Below are 18,050 nucleotides of genomic sequence, written 5' to 3' on the forward strand. Positions count from 1 at the left end.
CTTGATCGTAGCCCTTACAGCGCCTCTCGAATCGGTTAACTCATTGAATCTCAAGGAGTTTGTCGTTCCGTTGTCGCTGGAAGTGGGGCGCATTATAAGGGGATTCGAGAGGGCGTCAACCTTTAATTTCATTTATTTGAAATATTCCAGGCGAAGGCTGTTTTGAGGCCGCGAAGCGCCGCGCGGGCGGCGCTCGATCTCACAGGCACTGAATGTGTTGTGGCGGACACCTCCCAACCCCACCACTATCTATAGACGGGCCATTGCCCAACCTAAACCCAACCACAACAACGCCCCCTACCGCCTGACCAGCCCAGCCAACCTCCGCGAAACCGCCGGAATCCTCAGCCCCATCAACACAACCCCAACAAACGCATAAACCGCCCACTCCCGCAGATCCGAACGCACGATCCACAAGAAATGCAGCAACCCCAACCCCAACACCGCATACACCACCCGGTGCAGCTTCTTCCACCGCGCGCCAAGCCGCCGCTGGCTATACCGGTTCGAGGTAACCGCCAACGCCAACAACCCAAGAAACCCCAGCGCCCCGACAATAATGTAAGGCCGCTTGCGCAGCTCCACCGCCAACTGCCCCCAATCCAGCCCGAGAATAAAGAACAGGTAACAGAGAATGTGCAGCACGATATACGCAAACACCCATAACCCCAGCTGCCGCCGCACCACGATCCAACCCGACCACCCCGTCAGCTTCTGCAGCGGCGTCATGCTCAAGGTCACCAGCAGGAAGATCAGCGCGCCAAGCCCCAACCGGTCCATCATGATCTTGCCCGGGTCAGGTCCCAGCAACCCCATTGCCGCTTCGTACAACCACCAGGCAGGGAACAGGCAGCCCACAGCAAAGATCGCCAGACGAAACCAGGGATAGCGCATCAGTAGTTCTTCCGCAGGTCGAGCCCGGCATAGAGCGAGGCCACTTCATCGGCATAGCCATTGAACATTTGCGTCTCCCGCACATTGGGACTGAAAAGCCCGCTAGGCAGCCGCCGCTCCCGCGCCTGGCTCCAGCGCGGGTGATCGACAGTGGGGTTCACATTGGCATAGAACCCATATTCATCGGGTGCCAGGCCTTGCCAGGTAGTCCCGGGCTGCTCGGCCACCAGGCTGATGCGCACGATCGACTTGATGCTCTTGAAACCATACTTCCACGGCACCACCAGCCGCAGCGGTGCACCATTCTGGTTGGGCAACTCGCGGCCATACATGCCTACCGCAAGAACCGCCAAGGGGTGCATCGCTTCGTCCAGCCGCAGCCCTTCTCTATAAGGCCAGTCAATCAGCGCAAAGCCCGAGCGTTGGCCAGGCATATGCTCCGGGTCTTTCAGCGTTTCAAAACGCACGTAACGGGCCTTCGACGTCGGCTCGACCTGCTTCAGTACCTGAGCCAATGGGAACCCCAGCCACGGGATGACCATCGACCAGGCCTCTACACAACGCAGCCGGTAGATGCGCTCTTCAAGCTGGTAGGGTTTGACGAAGTCTTCCAGGGCATAGCGCCCAGGCTTGCCGACTTCACCATCCACCACAACCGACCAAGGCTCGGTTTTCAGGCTGTCGCCATTGGCCGCCGGGTCGCCCTTGTCGGGGCCGAACTCATAGAAGTTGTTGTAGTGGGTAGCGTCCTTGAACGGCGTGATCGCCTCCCCTTTGGCCGTGACTGCCTGCCACTGCGTGGCGCCGAGCTTTTCCGTGAACCAGCCAGGAGCCTTGCCCGGCTCGACATCGGCATAACGGCTGGCCTCCGCCGCGCGACCAACACTGGGCAATGCGCCCAGGGCCAGGCCGGCCAACGAGCCACCCAACAAGGTACGACGGGAAAGGTAAATGCCTTCGGGGGTGATCTCCGATGCCTTGCACTCGGACGACCTGGGAAGCTTGATGAGCATGAGCGGCTCCATAGCACTGGGTAACGGACGTACCAGTAAGACTATGGAGCCGGCGGGTTATTCCAGCGTTAAGCGTTTTTTACGCTTTACGGCGGCGCGACTTGAGCAGGAACTGGATAGGCCCCGAAGCCGCGTAGGCGAGGAAGATCAGCAGCAGGATACGCGGCGGGTCGCTGAACACCACGGCAAACACCAGCACCACGGCAAGGATGGCCACAAATGGCACACGGCCCTTGAGGTCCAGCTCCTTGAAGCTGTTGTACTTGATGTTACTGACCATCAGCATGCCTGCAGCCGCCACCAACAGCGCCACCAGGAACGACAGCTTGGAGCCCTGAATACCGTAGTCGCTGAACGCCCACACGGTGCCGGCCACAACACCCGCGGCAGCCGGGCTGGCCAGGCCGATGAAGTAGCGCTTGTCGGCGGTGCCGACCTGGGTGTTGAAGCGTGCCAGGCGAAGCGCGGCGCCGGCAACATAGATGAAGGCGACCATCCAGCCAACCTTGCCCATGTCACCCAACGCCCAGCCGAAGGCCAGCAAGGCCGGGGCCACACCGAAGGCGACCATGTCCGACAGCGAGTCGTACTCGGCGCCGAACGCGCTTTGGGTATTGGTCATGCGCGCGACACGGCCGTCGAGGCCGTCGAGCACCATGGCCACGAAGATGGCAATGGCGGCAAACGCGAAATACTTGCTCGCTTCACGCGGGTCGCCAGCGCTCAGGGCGCTCTGTGCGCTCATCGAGCTGATGATGGAATAAAAGCCGGCAAACAGGTTGGCGGTGGTGAACAGGTTGGGCAGCAGGTAGATGCCGCGGTGGCGCACCTTGCGACCTTCGGCGTCATGGCCTTCTTCAACGTGCTCATCGACCGGTAGCAGGCTTTCGGCGTCGGAGGGCTTGTTCGGCTCTTCGGGACGTTCGCTCATGGAGGGTACCTTGCAACAGGATGGAAAATGTTCGACACGGGCCCGCGAAACAGGTTCTGACGGCAGGCCACTGGTCTGCTTTATACCAGATGCTGACTGCCAGAACGAAAAAACGCGGCCGAAGCCGCGTTTTTCATGTTGCGATGCTACTTAGTTCTTGGCTTTGTCGACGATCTTGTTCGCCGAAATCCAAGGCATCATCGAGCGCAGTTGCTCACCGATGATCTCGATGCCGTGCGAAGCGTTGTTACGACGCTTGGCGGTCATCGATGGGTAGTTGGTGGCGCCTTCGGAGATGAACATCTTCGCGTACTCGCCGTCTTGGATGCGCTTCAGTGCGTTGCGCATGGCCTTGCGGGATTCTTCGTTGATGACTTCCGGGCCGGTGACGTACTCACCGTACTCTGCGTTGTTGGAGATCGAGTAGTTCATGTTGGCGATACCGCCTTCGTACATGAGGTCAACGATCAACTTCAGCTCGTGCAGGCATTCGAAGTAGGCCATTTCCGGCGCGTAGCCAGCTTCAACCAGGGTTTCGAAACCGGCTTTGACCAGCTCTACGGTACCACCGCACAGTACGGCCTGCTCACCGAACAGGTCGGTTTCGGTCTCGTCCTTGAAGGTGGTTTCGATGATGCCGGTACGGCCGCCACCCACGCCAGCGGCGTAGGACAGGGCGACGTTCTTGGCGTTGCCCGAAGCGTCCTGGTAGATCGCGATCAGGTCAGGGATACCACCGCCCTTGACGAACTCGGAGCGCACGGTGTGGCCCGGCGCTTTCGGCGCGATCATGATCACGTCCAGGTCGGCGCGCGGCACAACCTGGTTGTAGTGGATCGAGAAGCCGTGGGAGAAGGCCAGGGTAGCGCCCTTCTTGATGTTCGGCTCGATTTCGTTCTTGTACAGCGTGCCCTGGAACTCGTCCGGGGTCAGGATCATCACCAGGTCAGCCGCAGCGACAGCGGTAGCAACATCGGCAACTTTCAGGCCGTGGGCTTCAGCCTTGGCAACGGTAGCCGAACCTTTACGCAGACCGACGGTAACGTCTACACCGGAGTCCTTCAGGTTGCACGCCTGAGCGTGGCCCTGGGAGCCGTAACCGATGATGGCGACTTTCTTGCCCTGGATGATGGAAAGGTCGCAGTCTTTATCGTAGAAAACTTTCATGAAAATACCCCTGGTTATATCTCGGCCCCCTGCGGAGCCATCGCTAATTTTGAAATTCAGATGCTGAGCACTTTGTCGCCACGGGCAATGCCGGTAACGCCGCTGCGCACGGTTTCGAGAATCGATGCGGTGCCGATGGCCTGGATGAAGCTGTCCAGTTTGTCGCTGGTACCGCTCAGTTGTACGGTGTACACGCTGGCAGTCACATCGACGATCTGGCCACGGAAGATATCCGTGGTGCGCTTGATCTCGGCGCGCTGGGCACCGGTGGCCTTGACCTTGACCAGCATCAGCTCGCGCTCGATGTGGGCGCTTTCCGACAGGTCGACGAGCTTGACCACTTCGACCAGCTTGTTCAGGTTCTTGGTGATCTGTTCGATCACTTCGTCATGGCCAACGGTGGTCAGCGTCAGACGCGACAGGGTCGGGTCTTCGGTCGGCGCCACGGTCAGGCTTTCAATGTTGTAGTTGCGCTGGGAGAACAGGCCGACCACACGGGACAAAGCACCGGGTTCGTTTTCCAGCAGCAGGGAGATGATATGCCGCATATCAGGTACGCTCCGTCTTGCTCAGCCACATGTCACGCATCGAGCCATCCTTGATCTGCATCGGATAGACGTGCTCACTGCGGTCAACCGCGATGTCGATGAATACCAGGCGGTCCTTCATCGCAAACGCTTCTTCCAGCATCGGCTTGAGGTCCTTCAGGCTGGTGATGCGGATACCCACATGGCCATAGGCCTCGGCCAGCTTGATGAAGTCAGGCAGCGACTCGACATACGAGTGCGAGTGACGACCGTTGTAGGCCATGTCCTGCCATTGGCGGACCATGCCCAACACCCCGTTGTTCAGGTTGACGATCTTCACCGGCAGGCCGTACTGCATGCAGGTGGACAGCTCCTGGATGTTCATCTGGATGCTGCCTTCGCCGGTCACGCAGGCCACGTCCTGGTCCGGGAAGTTGAGCTTGATGCCCATCGCCGCCGGGAAGCCGAAGCCCATGGTGCCCAGGCCACCGGAGTTGATCCAGCGGTTCGGCTTGTTGAAACGGTAGTACTGCGCCGCGAACATCTGGTGCTGACCTACGTCGGAGGTGACGAAGGCATCGCCTTTGGTCACTTCGCACAGGGTCTCGATGACTTTCTGCGGCTTGATGACATTGCCGTCGCCCTTGTCGTAAGGGAACAGCTCACCATTGCCACGCCACTCGTCGATCTGCTTCCACCAGGCATCCAGCGCGGCCTTGTCGGGCTGCTCGCCGATTTCCTTGAGGATGCCGAGCATTTCGCTGAGCACGCTGTCGACCGGGCCAACGATAGGTACATCGGCCTTGATCATCTTCGAAATCGACGCCGGGTCGATGTCGACATGGATGATCTTGGCATTCGGGCAGAACTTGGCCGGGCCGTTGACCACGCGGTCGTCGAAACGCGCACCGACGGCGAAGATCACGTCGGCATTGTGCATGGCCATGTTGGCGGTGTAGCTGCCGTGCATGCCGAGCATGCCGAGGAACTGGCGATCAGTACCCGGGAAGCCGCCCAACCCCATGAGGGTGTTGGTGACAGGCAGGTTCAGCGACTTGGCGATTTCGGTCAGCGCTTCGGAGCCACCACCCAGGATCACACCGCCACCGGCGTAGACGATTGGGCGCTTGGCAGCCAGCAGCATCTCGGCCGCCTTGCGGATCTGGCCAGAGTGGCCACGGACCGCTGGGCTGTACGAGCGCAGCTTGACCTTTTTCGGGTAGACGTATTCGAACTTTTCAGCCGGGTTGGTCATGTCTTTTGGAATGTCGACCACGACTGGACCTGGGCGACCGGATTGCGCCAGGTAGAACGCCTTTTTCAGAATTTCAGGGATCTCGGTCGGGTGCTTGATCATGAAGCTGTGCTTCACGATCGGCCGCGAGATACCGATCATGTCGGTTTCCTGGAAGGCATCGGTACCTACCATGGTGCTAGGCACCTGGCCGGACAGGATGACCATCGGAATCGAGTCCATGTAGGCGGTGGCAATACCGGTGATGGCATTGGTCGCGCCCGGGCCGGAGGTTACCAGCACCACACCGGCCTTGCCGGTGGCGCGGGCGTAGCCGTCCGCCATATGGGTTGCCGCCTGTTCGTGACGAACCAGGATGTGTTCCACTTCCGGTTCTTTGAACAGCGCGTCGTAAACATGCAGGAGAGCACCACCAGGGTACCCGTAGATGTGCTTAACGCCTTCGTCACGCAAGAAGCGGACGACCATCTCAGCGCCAGATAAAAGCTCCACGTTGTTCACCTCTAAAACGCCAGAATACCGCCCCTTCAGGACGGGTCTTAATAGGTTTACTGCCAAGCAGAGCATGAGCGAACGTCAGCACTGACTGAGCAAGTATTGGGAGCGCCCCAGAGTGTTGCGGGGTTTTCCCACCCAGCGCGAGGTAACGCGTTGCGGGGTGTAACAGGTCGGCGCGGGTGTGCGCCTCATGATCTGCTTAGCGGGTCTGCTTCTGGCAGTCCCTCTAAAGCGGAAGTTGGATTCTTGTGATTCGGCGCGCACAAGTCAAGAAAAATTATTGCCAATTTTTCCCCGAGATGAATTCTTGCAACCACTAAAAATCGCTTCAGCAGCAGAATTAATAAGATTTCCATAAAAAAGGGCCACAATCTGCGGCCCTTGACGAAAAAACTGAAGAAATCAGGCAGAAGGAGCGATCAATTGGTCAAAAGCTGCCAACAGTCGGCGCAGCTCACGACTTTGCTCTGGCCGGTCGGCAAACACCGTTTCGGCCATGACCAGGATGCTGGAGGCATTTGGCAGCGGCTGGCCGAGCTCGATGATGATCTTCATGCGTTGCAGGAAGATCCATTGCAGCCATTGCTCGAAACGCAAGGTATCGACGGCGAAGGGCACCGTACTGGCCAGCGCCTCGTCGCTCGGTGGCTCGTCCTCCCACCAGCCTTGCACCTGCAGCTCACGCTCGATCAGCAGCAGGTGGTCGGCGATGTCCAGAATACGTTGCTCGATCATCAGGAACTGACCCGCGCTTTTTGCCGGGCCAAGGCGGCGCCAGCGCTATCGCCCTGTTTTTCACGGGCTTGTGCGATGGTGTTCCACAGTTCGGCCTGCAGGCTGGGGCGGCCGTTGGCGTAGGTCAGGGCGCGACGCGCCAGCTGCTCGGCCTGCGGGGCATCGCCTTGCGACAAACGCACCTGGGCCAGGCGGTAGAGCACCTGCGGCTCGCGCGGGGCAATGCGCTGGGCACGCTCCAGGCTGGAAGCAGCGCCGTTGAAATCGCCACTGCCCTGCTGGGTGGTGGCGGTGGTCAGCAGTGCCAGTACTGGGCCGTCCAGTTGCTCGTCAGCCGCCAGGCCACCTGCAGCCGTGTTGCTGCGCGGAATACCGGTGGGGGCACTGGTGCTTTGTGGGGCGCTGTTCATCGCCGCGATATCGAACGGTTCGTCGGCGATCGGGTTGGGGTTGGTGGTCATGGGCGCCGACGTGGCCGGCCCGGTAGTGATCGGCCCCGGCGTGATCGGCGCGGTGCTGATCGGCGCCGCGCCATTGGCCGCCGGGAAGGTCTGGATGCCCGAAGCGCCTGCGCCCTGCGGGATCATCACGGTGACGCCGGAATCCTCAGGCATTGTTTGCGCTTGGGCGGTGCCAGCGTTGTAACCACCCGCCGGGCGGTTGGCAGACACGCGCTCGCTGTTCGACACGCGGGTGCTCGAATCGACCACCGGAATATTGCCGCGCGGGACGCTGGAGCACCCCTGGAGCACAGCCAGCGCCGTCACGGCAGGAAACAGCCACTTGTTCACGTCACACCTCATCAATGCAGCCTGCGCTTAATTCATCCAGCCCTTGACCCAGTCCATGACCGATTCAGCTGGATTCTGCTCACCGCCACAGGTTGCGCCGGCGGGCGGTTCACTGCCGCGAATATACGGCATCTGTACCGCTCCCGGACAGCTGCCGTCAGACCCTTGGCCGCTGTAGGGGTCGATCCAGGCCTGTACCACGTTGTCCGGTTGCGGCATGTCCAGCGGCAGCGGGTCGGCCTTCTTCATGAAGCTGGTCCATACCTGCAGGGCACCGGTGGCGCCGGTGAACGGTGTTTTCCCGTTATCGTCGCGGCCCATCCACACCACCGCCAGCAAATCCTGGCTGAAACCAGAGAACCAGCTGTCGCGCGAGTCGTTGCTGGTACCGGTCTTGCCCGCCAGGGTCAACGATCGCGGCAAGGTGTTGTACACCGAGCGCCCGGTACCTTCGCGCATCACTCGCTGCATGGCGTTCTGCACCAGGTAGATGGCACCCGGGTCGAAGGTTTGCTGGATCTGGAACGGGTAGCGCTTGAGCGGTTCGCCCTCGGCGGTGAGCACGCTGCGAATACCGCGCATCGGCGTGTTGAAGCCACCGTTGGCAATGGTCTGGTACATGGTCGCGACCTGCATCGGCGACATGCCGCCAGCCCCCAGCAGCATGGCCGGGAAGGCTGGCCAGTCGACATTCACCCCCAGCCGGCCGATGGTCTTGATCACGTTTGGCACCCCCACTTCCAGGCCGATCTTGGCAGTGGACAGGTTGTAGGAATTGGCCAGCCCCTGGTACAGGTAGATCGTGCCGTGCGGGCGGCGGTCATAGTTTTGTGGGCGCCAGACCTGGCCGTCGCCACCCTTGACCGAGAACGGCTCATCCTGCACCCAGCTGGTCAGGGTGTACTTGCTCGGCTGCTCCAGCGCGGTCAGGTAGACAGCCGGCTTGACCAGCGAGCCGATCGGCCGCGAGGCATCGATGGCGCGGTTGAAGCCGGCGAAACCTGCCTGGCGGCTGCCGATCAGGGCCTGTACCTCGCCGGTTTCCGGGTTGGTCACGACCATCGCCGATTCGACCTCGTCCGCCCCTTTGCGCCCGGCCAGGCGCTTGAACGTCTCGCTCATCGAGGCTTCGGCCTTCATCTGCAGGATCGGGTCGAAGCTGGTAAAGATACGCAAGCCTTCCTCAGTCAAGTCTTCATCGCGGTAGTCCTGGCGCAACTGCCGCTTGACCAGGTCGAGGAACGCCGGGAACGAGCTGTCGGCCAGGCTGCCACGTTTGGTCACGCCCAGCGGCATCTTCTTCGCTGCATCGACCTCCTCCTGGCTGGCCACGCCTTGCTCGGCCACCAGGTCGAGCACCAGGTTGCGGCGGGCCAGGGCACGTTCAGGGTAACGCCGCGGGTTGTAGTAGGACGGGCCCTTGACCATACCCACCAACAAGGCGATCTGGTGCAGCTTCAACTCCGACAGCGGCTGGCTGAAGAAGAACTGGCTGGCCAGGCCGAAGCCGTGCACGGCACGCTGGCCGTCCTGCCCGACAAAGACCTCGTTGAGGTAGGCCTCGAGGATTTCGCGCTTGTCGTAATGCAGTTCGAGCAGCACCGCCATCATCGCTTCGGTCACTTTGCGGCTGAGGCTGCGCTCGCTGCTGAGGTAGAAGTTCTTCACCAACTGCTGGGTCAAGGTACTGCCACCCTGGCGCATCGAGCCGGATGAAGTATTCACCCACATGGCCCGGGCGATGGACTTGGGCGACACGCCATGGTGGCTGTAGAAGTCGCGGTCTTCCGTGGCAACCAGGGTCTCGAGCAGGTACTTGGGCACCTGGTCGATCTTGATCAGAATGCGGTCTTCAAGGTTTTTCGGGTAGATACCGCCGATCATCAGCGGCTCCAGGCGCACCACGTCAAGCGCCTTGCCATTGGCCCCGGAAAGGCCGGCCACGTAATCGCCGGAGAAGCGCACGCGCACGAACTGCGCGGGCTCCATGCCCTCGTAGAACTGGAAGCCACGGGTGTTGAGGTCGACGGTGTTGCCGTTGACGGCGGCCGCCCCCGGGCCGTTGGCCGCGCTTTCACGCCGGTAGCCAAGTGCGTCGAGCTCGGTGAGGAAGTCGTTCTTGCTCAGTTTCTGGCCGGTGAACAGCTCCAACGGCCGTGCATACACCTTGGCCGGGATGGTCCAGCGCTTGCCAGAGAACTTCTCCTGGACAACGGCATCGAGGTAAACCGCGAAGCCGGCGACGATCACCAGGCCTACCAGGCTGAGCTTCAAAGCCCAGCCCAGCCAGGCGCGGGAGCGGCCGGTCGGGCGTTTTTGAGGGGTACGGGGAGTTCGGGTTCGGGTCATGACGGCGGATTATACGCACTTTGGAAAGACTGGGCAGGCGGCCCGGCGGTAGGCAGGGACGGCACCATTGACCATAATGATGCATTCGAATTCCCTGCCCCCGGAAGGATTTGCCGTGAGCCAAGCTCTTATCACTGCGTTGCAGAACCCCGCCCTGTACCCCCACCCCGTGGACGGGTTCCAGCTCATCGAGACGCATATCTCCTGGGTGCTGCTGACGGGCGAGTACGCCTACAAGATCAAGAAGCCGATGAACTTCGGCTTTCTCGACTTCACTGGCCTGGACCAGCGCCAGCATTTCTGTAACGAAGAATTGCGTCTGAACCAGCGCCTGACCGACGGCCTGTACCTGGACGTTTTGCCGATCACCGGTAGCGCCGATGCGCCGCAGCTCGCCGGCGAAGGCCAGGCCATCGAATATGCACTGAAGATGCGCCAGTTCCCCCAAGGCCAGATGCTCAGCACCTTGCAGGCCAATGGCGAACTGAACGCCACGCACATCGACCAGATGGCCCGGCAGATTGCCGAATTCCACCTGCAGGCCCCGCGGGTACCGGTCGAGCACCCACTGGGCACGCCGGAGGCCGTCATGGCGCCGGTGGAGCAGAACTTCGAGCAGATTCGCCCGTTCCTCAGCGACAAGGCCGACCTGCAACAGCTAGACGCCCTGCAAGCCTGGGCACGCAGCAGTTTCGAGCGGCTGCATGGCCTGCTGGAAAAACGCAAGGCCAATGGCTTCATTCGCGAATGCCACGGTGACATTCACCTGGGCAATGCCACGCTGATCGATGGCCAGGTGGTGATCTTCGACTGCATCGAATTCAACGAACCGTTCCGCCTGACCGACGTCTACGCCGACACCGGCTTCCTGGCGATGGACCTGGAAGACCGCGGCCTTAAGTGCCTGGCCCGGCGCTTCATCAGCCAGTACCTGGAACTGACCGGCGACTACGAAGGCCTGGAGCTGCTCAACTTCTACAAGGCGTACCGCGCACTGGTACGGGCCAAGGTCGCCCTGTTCAGCATGCCGGCCAATGCCGATGGCGTGCAGCGTGCCACCACCCTGCGCACCTACCGCAACTACGCCAACCTGGCAGAAAGCTACAGCGCCATCCCTTCGCGCCTGCTGGCCATCACCCACGGCGTATCGGCAGTGGGCAAAAGCCACGTGGCCATGCGTATGGTAGAGGCCCTGGGCGCGGTGCGCGTGCGTTCCGACGTAGAGCGCAAGCGCTTGTTCGGCGAACAGCAGCAGGTTGAGACCGCCCAGCTCAGCACCGGGATCTATGCCGAGGAGGCCAGCACTGCCACTTACCGGCGCCTGCACGAAGTCGCCGCGACCGTACTGCGGGCAGGGTTCCCGGTGGTGCTGGATGCCACCTACCTCAAACGCGAACAGCGCCAGGCTGCGGCCGAGGTCGCCAGCCAGACTGGCGTGCCGTTCCTGATTCTGGACTGCCACGCGCCGGATGCGGTGATCGCCAGCTGGCTGGAGCAGCGCCAGGCCGAGAACAGCGACCCGTCGGATGCCACCCTGGAGGTGGTCAAGGCGCAGCAGGCCAGCCGAGAGGTGCTGGATACGCAGGAGCTGGTGCAGAGCACCCACGTTGACACCCAGACTGCTGGCAGCATGGACCAGGTGATCGAGCAAATTCGCCAGCGTCTGCCTGGCTTGTAAGCTAGCCGGTTTCCTGGGCCGGCCCTTCGCGGGCTTGCCCCCTCCTACAGGTAAACCACAGCCCCTGAAGGCTGCGCCGAACCTGTGGGAGCGGGCGAGCCCGCGAACAGGCCGGCACTGGGCATCTCATCGCCCCGATGGCAAAAAGCCGCGTATTCCCCAACCCCCGCTACACTCCTCTCTGACCTGCTCGCGATTTATCTCCCCATGACCCGTTCAGCCATCGCAAGGAGGCTCGATGAACGATGAATTGCAGCATCTGAAAAACCTTGGCAAGACCTCTGCGCAGTGGCTGCATGCGGCCGGCATTCACAGTGCATCGGATCTGCGCCGCCTGGGTGCGGTGGGTGCATACCAGGCCGTGAAGACGCGAGGGTTTCGCGCATCGAAGGTGCTGTTGTATGCCATAGAAGGCGCCCTGCTGGATATGCACTGGAACGATTTGCCACTCGAACGCAAGGAAGCCCTCAACCAACAACTGGATGCGAAAACCCCCGCGCAAAAAAATCCAAAATAAGCGCGAAAAGGGGATTGACGGCTAAATGAGAATTGTTATGATTATCACAACTGGTCGCGAGACTGGTTGGATAAGCTAAGAGCCCCTGGTTCGGACTCTCAGATTATCTCCTCATCAGGCTAATCACGGTTATTGACCCGGCAACTTGCCGGGTCTTTTTTTGCCCAAGGTTCTCATGTCTTATCGTTTCAGCTGCGCGCAATAATCCTGCTCTGGCGTCGCCGCCGTGTACCACACGTAATCGGCCTCACCTGCTTCAACCTTCTCGCCCACCTCGGCCAGCATCAGCACCTTGCTCGCACCCTGCGCACCCAAGTCACTCAGGTGCAACGGCACGCCCAGGTCCTTGCGCACGTGATACGCCCCGGCAAGCAGCAGTGCCGGTTGCGGCGCCGCCAGCAAGCGCTCGGCCATGCGCCGGTCACGCTGCTGCTGCACGGCCAGCATCGCCGGTAGCTGGCTTTCCGGCAGCATCCCGCAATGCCCGGTGCGTACCTGCTGCAGCAAGCTCGCCCTGACGGTCGCCGCATTGGATTTCTCGCCCGCCAATGGCGCCGGCTGCCGGTAGGCCTGGCGCATTTCACTTGGGGAAAGGTTGGCGGCCAGCAGCGGGATCTGCTGTTGCAGGGCTGCACGCACGATCGGCCCGTACAATTGCCAGTCCCAGCCCTCCTGCCACGCCAGTGCCTTGGGCAAGTCTGCCGGCAAGGGTTGCCCTTTGAGCCTGTCCACCCGCGGCTGCTGTTCAGGTTGCAGCATCTCCAGCAATAGGCTGCCCTGGGCACGCTGACTCTGCAGGGCGTGCAGCAACCACACTTGCAGTGCGTGGTGGTCGGGGTTGTCATGTTTTTCGCCGACCAGTACTCGCGGTGCGGTAGCCAAACGCTGCACCAGTTGGTCCGGGCTGATTACCTGCCCGCTGCCGAGATCGACCACCTGCCCAAGCTGGGCATGCGTGCGCCCTTCGGTGCTCTGCCAGGCAGGCAACGGTGGCAGGCTGGCCTGGCAGCCGCCCAATACCAGTAACATGCACAGCGAAAAACCGGACAACAGCGGGTGTCGCATTGGCAGAAGCTCCATGGGTAGCGGCCGCTCACGACCACGATCGGGCCGGCTTTAACGGGTAATGATCAGCGGGTGGCCACGCTCAGGATGTGCCTGCACCAGCACGTCGATCCCGTACACGGCTTTCAACGCTGCCGGCGTCAGCACCTGTTCAGGCGAGGCAAAGGCATGGCAACGCCCGTGCTCCAGCAACAGGATCCGGTCGCAGTAGCGCGCTGCCAAGTTCAGGTCATGCAAGATCACCAACACCGCGGCGCCGCGGTCGGCAAAGCGGCGCACAGCCTCCAGGGTAGTGTGCTGGTGCAGCGGGTCGAGCATCGAGGTCGGCTCATCGAGCAACAAGGTAGTGCCCTGCTCCCCCGGCCACAACTGTGCCAGCACACGGGCAAGGTGCACGCGTTGCCGCTCGCCGCCGGACAACGCCAGGTAACTGCGCCCTACCAGGTGCCAGGCATCTGCAGCCTGCAACGCCGCTTCGACAATTTCGGCGTCGCGCCGCTGCCCGGTGCCGTGCGGCATGCGGCCCATGGCCACCACTTCCTCGACGCTGAACGAAAACCCCAGGCTCGACACCTGAGGCAATACGGCCAGGCGCCGGGCCCGCTCTTGTCCAGGCCAATCACCGAGGCCGCGCCCCTGCAACGTCACCCGCCCACGGTCTGGCACCAGCTCGCCACACATCACGCCCAACAGGCTGCTCTTACCCGCGCCGTTGGGGCCGAGCACGCCCACCACCTGGCCGGGGGGCAATTGCAGATCAATGTCATGCAGCACCTCGTTGCTGCCCCGCCGCAAGTGCAGGCCCTCGGCATGCAACATCAGCTGCGCCCTCGCACCAGCAGGAACAAAAAGAACGGCGCCCCGACAAAGGCCGTGACAATGCCGATCGGCAACTCGGCAGGTGCCAGTAGCAGCCGTGCCGCCAGGTCGGCAAACAGCATGAGCACACCGCCAGCCAGCAGCGAGGCTGGCAACAACACCCGGTGATCCGGCCCGGCCAGCAAGCGCACCAGGTGCGGCACCACCAGGCCGATGAAGCCGATCAGGCCGGCAGCCGCAACAGCCGCACCCACCCCAAGCGCCGTGCAGAACACCAGTTCGCGCTTGAGCCGCTCCACATCAACGCCCAGGTGGCGGGCCTCGGATTCCCCCAAAAGCAAGGCATTCAAGGCTTTGGCCCGCCGTGGCAGCCACAGTGCAACGCCCGCCGCCACCAGCAATAACGGCCATAGCCGGTCATAGCTGGCACCGTTGAGGCTGCCCAAGTTCCAGAAGGTCAACGTGCGCAACGTGGCGTCATCGGCCAGGTAAGAGAACAACCCCACCACCGCGCCGCCCAATGCCGTCATCGCGACCCCGGCGAGCAGCATGGTGGCCACGTTGGTCTGCCCATCGCGGCGGCCCAGGCGGTAGACCAGCGCCGTCACGCCAAGGCCCCCGACAAAGGCACAGAACGACAGCAAATAGGGTGCAACGGCCTCTGGCAGGCCGCCGAACCAGGCCCCGCCGACAATAGCGAGCGCCGCGCCCACGGCCGCCCCGGCGGCCACCCCGACCAAACCCGGATCGGCCAGCGGATTACGGAACAACCCCTGCATGGCGACCCCGGACAACGCCAGCACCGCGCCCACTGCCAGCCCAAGCAAGGTGCGCGGCAGGCGGATCTGGCCAAGGATCATTTCAGCCTGCTGCAAGCCGTCGGCGGTAACGGGCAGGCCCATCAACCGCAGGCCCGCGCGCAGGGTATCGAACAGCGGCAGGCTGACCGGCCCCAGCGCCAGCGACAGCCACACCGCCAGCAGGCACAGCAGGCTCAGGCAAATGAACAACGTACGTGGCTGAACCCGCTGTTTCATTGGGCGAAGCTGGCCTTGGCTGCCGGGTAGAAGGTAGCTGCCAGTGATTGCAAGGTCGCCGGCAGGCGCGGCCCAAGCCCACCGACCAGCAGCGTGGGGTCAAGCGATACCAGGCGTTGCCCACGCACGGCACGCGAAGCCGCCAGCGCCGGGTTTTCTTTCAACAAAGCCTGCAGCGCCTGCTCATCGGCCAGCGCCCGGTCGGAAAACACGATCACATCCGGGTCCAGCGCAGCCAATGCTTCGTTCGAGAACTGCTTGTAGCCCTGATGCTCTGCCAGGTTGCGCCCACCGGCCTGGCCCAGCAGCCAGTCACCGGCGGTGCCATGCCCGGCGATCAGCGGCTTGGCCCCAGCGTGCCCGACCAGCAGCAACACCCCGGGTGCCTTGTGCTGCGCCTGGGCCTGCTGGACCTTGGCCTGCAAGGTTTGCAGTTGCTGATGGTAACCCGCGGCCAGCGCAGTGGCCTGGGGTTCTGCCCCCAGCAGTTGCCCCAACTGCTTGAGGTTGCTGTCTACCGCCGCCAGCTCGGCCTTGCTGGAAAACAGCTCGACACGCACACCGGCCTTGCGGATTTGCGCCAGTACCGGCGGCGGGCCCATTTCTTCGGTACCCACCAGCACATCCGGGCGCAGGCTGAGCACGCCCTCGGCCGACAGCTGGCGCTGGTACCCCACGCTGGGCAGCGACTTCAACGAAGCTGGGTGCTGACTGGTCGTGTCCACCCCCACCAGCCGCGCTTCACCACCCAACGCGCATATCCACTCGCTCAGCGCGCCGCCGGCGCTGACCCAGCGTTGCGGCAGGTCTGCCGCCAGGGCCTGGCTAGAGAGCACAAGGCTTGCACACAAGGCGAGCAAAGCGACGGGACGACGCATCATCGGGTTCCTTCTGAAGGCGAGCTGCACGCCTTGTGGCGAGCGGCGGAACTGCGCACCATGGGAAGCCGGACGCAGCGAATGCGGGCAATTTGATAATTATTCGCATTGACGCGTCAAGCCATCATCTGTTTCACGAGTCGTACTGCCATGCATTTTCTTTGTACCTCACCCAGCCTGGCCGAGGGCCAGACACGCGCCTTCAGCGTAGACGGCCTGCAACTGTTCGGCGTGCGCCGCCAGGGCCAGGTCTACCTGTACCGCAACCGCTGCCCGCACAAGGGCATCCCGTTGAACTGGGCACAGGACCGGTTTCTCGATGACAGCGCGAGCCTGATCCAGTGCGGCCATCACGGCGCCTTGTTCCTGATCGAGAGCGGCGAATGCGTGGCCGGCCCCTGTGACGGTGAGCAGTTACAGGCCTTGGGCTGCCATGAAGACACCCAGGGCGTCTGGCTCAAGGGTTGAGCAGCACCGGCAAGCGGCGGTCGATGACGATACCCTGCGGGTCCAGGCGCGTGCCGTATGCCAGCACTTCCACCCCGCCCGCCACCGCAGCACGCAACGCCTGGGCGTAAGCGGCATCGATCTCCTCGGCAGGGCGCACCGCGTCGATGCCGGTCAGGTTGACGCAATACAGTTGCACCGCCCGTATGCCTTGGCTGGCCAGCTTCGCCAGCTCGCGCAGGTGCTTGGCCCCGCGCTGGGTCACCGCATCGGGAAACGCCGCAACCGGGCTGTCGGGGTAGCCCAGGGTCACGCTCTTGACCTCGACGTAGGCTGGGGCACCGTCGAACTCCAGGCGGAAGTCGATGCGGCTGCCCTCCTCGCCATACGCCACTTCACGCCTGAGTGCCGTGAACCCGGCCAGCTCGGCGATCGTACCGGCGCGCAGCGCCTCTTCGACCAGGGCATTGGCCCGCCCGGTATTCACGCACGCCAACCGGCCCTGTGGGGTTTCGCTGATTTCCCAGGTGCCCGGCAGTTTGCGCTTGGGGTCGTTGGAGCGGCTGAACCACACCTGCCCGCCTTCACGCATGCAATTGAGCATGGAGCCAGTATTCGGGCAGTGGATGGTCAACTGCTCGCCGCCGGCCAATTCGATATCGGCCAGGAACCGTTTGTAGCGGCGCAGCAGGCGGCCGTGTTCGAGTGCAGGTGAAAAAAGCATCAGCCTTGCCAGCTCCGCAAGCCACGGGCAATGCGATGCACCGCCTCCTCCAGGCGCGGCAGGCTTTGCGTGTAGGCAAAGCGCACATGGTGCCCGGCCAGGTGGCGACCGAAGTCCAGGCCCGGGGTGAAGGCCACGTGTTCGGTCTCCAGGAAATGCCGACAGAAGGCAAACGCATCACCGCCATAAGCGCTGATATCGGCATATAGATAGAACGCCCCCTGCGGCTCAACGGCAATGCGGAAACCCAGCTCGCGCAGCGCCGGCAACAGGTAGTCGCGGCGGCGGGCAAATTCGGCGCGACGCTGTTCGAAGATGGCCAGGGTTTCGGGCTGGAAGCACGCCAGCGCAGCATGCTGTGCCATGCTCGGCGCACTGATGTACAGGTTCTGCGCCAGTTTCTCCAGGTCGGCCACGGCCTGCGGTGGCGCCACCAGCCAGCCAAGGCGCCAGCCGGTCATACCGAAATACTTGGAAAAACTATTCAGGACAAACGCCGAGTCATCCACTTCCAGCACGCTGGGCGCATCCATGCCGTAGGTCAGCCCGTGGTAAATCTCGTCGACTACCAAGTGGCCGTGCCGTTCACGGGTGGCCTTGGCCAGGCTGACCAGTTCGGTACGGCTCAGCACCGTGCCGGTCGGGTTGGCCGGCGAGGCGACCAGGGCGCCAACGGTATCCTGGTCCCAGTAGCGCTGCACCAGGTCGGCGGTCAACTGGTAGTT

General features: G+C 62.5%; 18 protein-coding genes. 3 read left to right on the forward strand and 15 right to left on the reverse strand.

What is annotated here, in order from left to right; translation table 11 throughout:
• Positions 1-297: 297 nt before the first annotated feature.
• The 9 genes from msrQ to mrcB form a co-directional block, all read right to left on the reverse strand.
• Positions 298-894: a protein-methionine-sulfoxide reductase heme-binding subunit MsrQ gene (gene msrQ, locus APH30_RS18805; RefSeq protein ID WP_054913418.1), complete on the reverse strand. Its 597-nt coding sequence runs from the start codon at positions 892-894 to the stop codon at positions 298-300.
• A complete protein-coding gene (msrP, locus tag APH30_RS18810) occupies positions 894-1,907 on the reverse strand; it encodes a protein-methionine-sulfoxide reductase catalytic subunit MsrP (protein ID WP_054913419.1) in 1,014 nt (337 codons plus the stop codon). The genes msrQ and msrP overlap by 1 nt, the downstream gene beginning before the upstream one ends.
• Positions 1,908-1,986: 79 nt before the next feature.
• Complete coding sequence (gene pssA, locus APH30_RS18815; protein WP_009685387.1) at positions 1,987-2,838, reverse strand: CDP-diacylglycerol--serine O-phosphatidyltransferase; 852 nt, start codon at positions 2,836-2,838, stop codon at positions 1,987-1,989.
• 150 nt (positions 2,839-2,988) lie between these two features.
• Complete coding sequence (gene ilvC / locus APH30_RS18820; RefSeq protein ID WP_009685386.1) at positions 2,989-4,005, reverse strand: ketol-acid reductoisomerase; 1,017 nt, start codon at positions 4,003-4,005, stop codon at positions 2,989-2,991.
• A gap of 56 nt (positions 4,006-4,061) precedes the next feature.
• On the reverse strand, positions 4,062-4,553 hold the full coding sequence (gene ilvN, locus APH30_RS18825; protein ID WP_003250040.1) for an acetolactate synthase small subunit: 492 nt from the start codon (positions 4,551-4,553) through the stop codon (positions 4,062-4,064).
• Position 4,554: 1 nt separating this feature from the next.
• On the reverse strand, positions 4,555-6,279 hold the full coding sequence (locus tag APH30_RS18830) for an acetolactate synthase 3 large subunit (RefSeq protein WP_009685385.1): 1,725 nt from the start codon (positions 6,277-6,279) through the stop codon (positions 4,555-4,557).
• A gap of 408 nt (positions 6,280-6,687) precedes the next feature.
• The gene (locus APH30_RS18835) at positions 6,688-7,020 is read right to left on the reverse strand and encodes a YqcC family protein (protein ID WP_009685384.1); all 333 of its coding nucleotides are present in this window, start codon (positions 7,018-7,020) and stop codon (positions 6,688-6,690) included.
• Complete coding sequence (locus APH30_RS18840) at positions 7,020-7,823, reverse strand: tetratricopeptide repeat protein (protein ID WP_033690908.1); 804 nt, start codon at positions 7,821-7,823, stop codon at positions 7,020-7,022. The genes APH30_RS18835 and APH30_RS18840 overlap by 1 nt, the downstream gene beginning before the upstream one ends.
• Before the next feature lie 15 nt (positions 7,824-7,838).
• A complete protein-coding gene (gene mrcB, locus APH30_RS18845; protein WP_009685382.1) occupies positions 7,839-10,160 on the reverse strand; it encodes a penicillin-binding protein 1B in 2,322 nt (773 codons plus the stop codon).
• Between the two features lie 115 nt (positions 10,161-10,275).
• On the opposite strand from mrcB, the gene APH30_RS18850 reads away from it, so the two are divergent.
• Together APH30_RS18850 and APH30_RS18855 are read left to right on the forward strand one after the other, a co-directional pair.
• Complete coding sequence (locus APH30_RS18850) at positions 10,276-11,838, forward strand: bifunctional aminoglycoside phosphotransferase/ATP-binding protein (RefSeq protein WP_054913420.1); 1,563 nt, start codon at positions 10,276-10,278, stop codon at positions 11,836-11,838.
• 238 nt (positions 11,839-12,076) lie between these two features.
• Entirely contained in the window at positions 12,077-12,355 is a 279-nt protein-coding gene (locus tag APH30_RS18855) for a TfoX/Sxy family protein (RefSeq protein WP_029886419.1), read from the forward strand.
• A gap of 180 nt (positions 12,356-12,535) precedes the next feature.
• Here APH30_RS18855 and APH30_RS18860 read toward each other — a convergent pair whose 3' ends face one another.
• Genes APH30_RS18860 through APH30_RS18875 form a run of 4 tightly spaced genes read right to left on the reverse strand, consistent with a single transcriptional unit; the run spans position 12,536 to position 16,157 of the window.
• A complete protein-coding gene (locus tag APH30_RS18860; RefSeq protein ID WP_054913421.1) occupies positions 12,536-13,420 on the reverse strand; it encodes a ChaN family lipoprotein in 885 nt (294 codons plus the stop codon).
• A 51-nt stretch (positions 13,421-13,471) separates the two neighbouring features.
• Positions 13,472-14,239: a heme ABC transporter ATP-binding protein gene (locus APH30_RS18865; protein ID WP_054913422.1), complete on the reverse strand. Its 768-nt coding sequence runs from the start codon at positions 14,237-14,239 to the stop codon at positions 13,472-13,474.
• Positions 14,239-15,222 (reverse strand): iron ABC transporter permease, encoded by a 984-nt coding sequence (locus APH30_RS18870; RefSeq protein ID WP_177333755.1) that lies wholly within the window; start codon positions 15,220-15,222, stop codon positions 14,239-14,241. The genes APH30_RS18865 and APH30_RS18870 overlap by 1 nt, the downstream gene beginning before the upstream one ends.
• Before the next feature lie 50 nt (positions 15,223-15,272).
• Positions 15,273-16,157 carry a hemin ABC transporter substrate-binding protein gene (locus APH30_RS18875; RefSeq protein WP_054913424.1) on the reverse strand — a complete coding sequence of 295 codons (885 nt, stop codon included), beginning with the start codon at positions 16,155-16,157 and terminating at the stop codon, positions 15,273-15,275.
• Positions 16,158-16,304: 147 nt separating this feature from the next.
• Here APH30_RS18875 and APH30_RS18880 point away from each other — a divergent pair, with 147 nt between their 5' ends.
• Positions 16,305-16,622, forward strand: coding sequence for a Rieske (2Fe-2S) protein (locus APH30_RS18880; RefSeq protein ID WP_054913425.1), 318 nt, complete (start codon positions 16,305-16,307; stop codon positions 16,620-16,622).
• On the opposite strand, the gene sfsA is transcribed toward APH30_RS18880, so the two are convergent.
• Positions 16,612-17,325, reverse strand: a complete 714-nt coding sequence (gene sfsA / locus APH30_RS18885; protein WP_054913426.1) for a DNA/RNA nuclease SfsA — start codon at positions 17,323-17,325, stop codon at positions 16,612-16,614. The genes APH30_RS18880 and sfsA overlap by 11 nt on opposite strands.
• Positions 17,325-18,050, reverse strand: a 726-nt coding sequence (locus APH30_RS18890; protein WP_156326556.1) for an aminotransferase class I/II-fold pyridoxal phosphate-dependent enzyme, incomplete at its 5' end; no start/stop codon positions are given. The genes APH30_RS18890 and sfsA, both read right to left, overlap by 1 nt.

The organism is Pseudomonas sp. NBRC 111127, from assembly GCF_001320345.1.
Lineage (GTDB): Bacteria > Pseudomonadota > Gammaproteobacteria > Pseudomonadales > Pseudomonadaceae > Aquipseudomonas > Aquipseudomonas juntendi.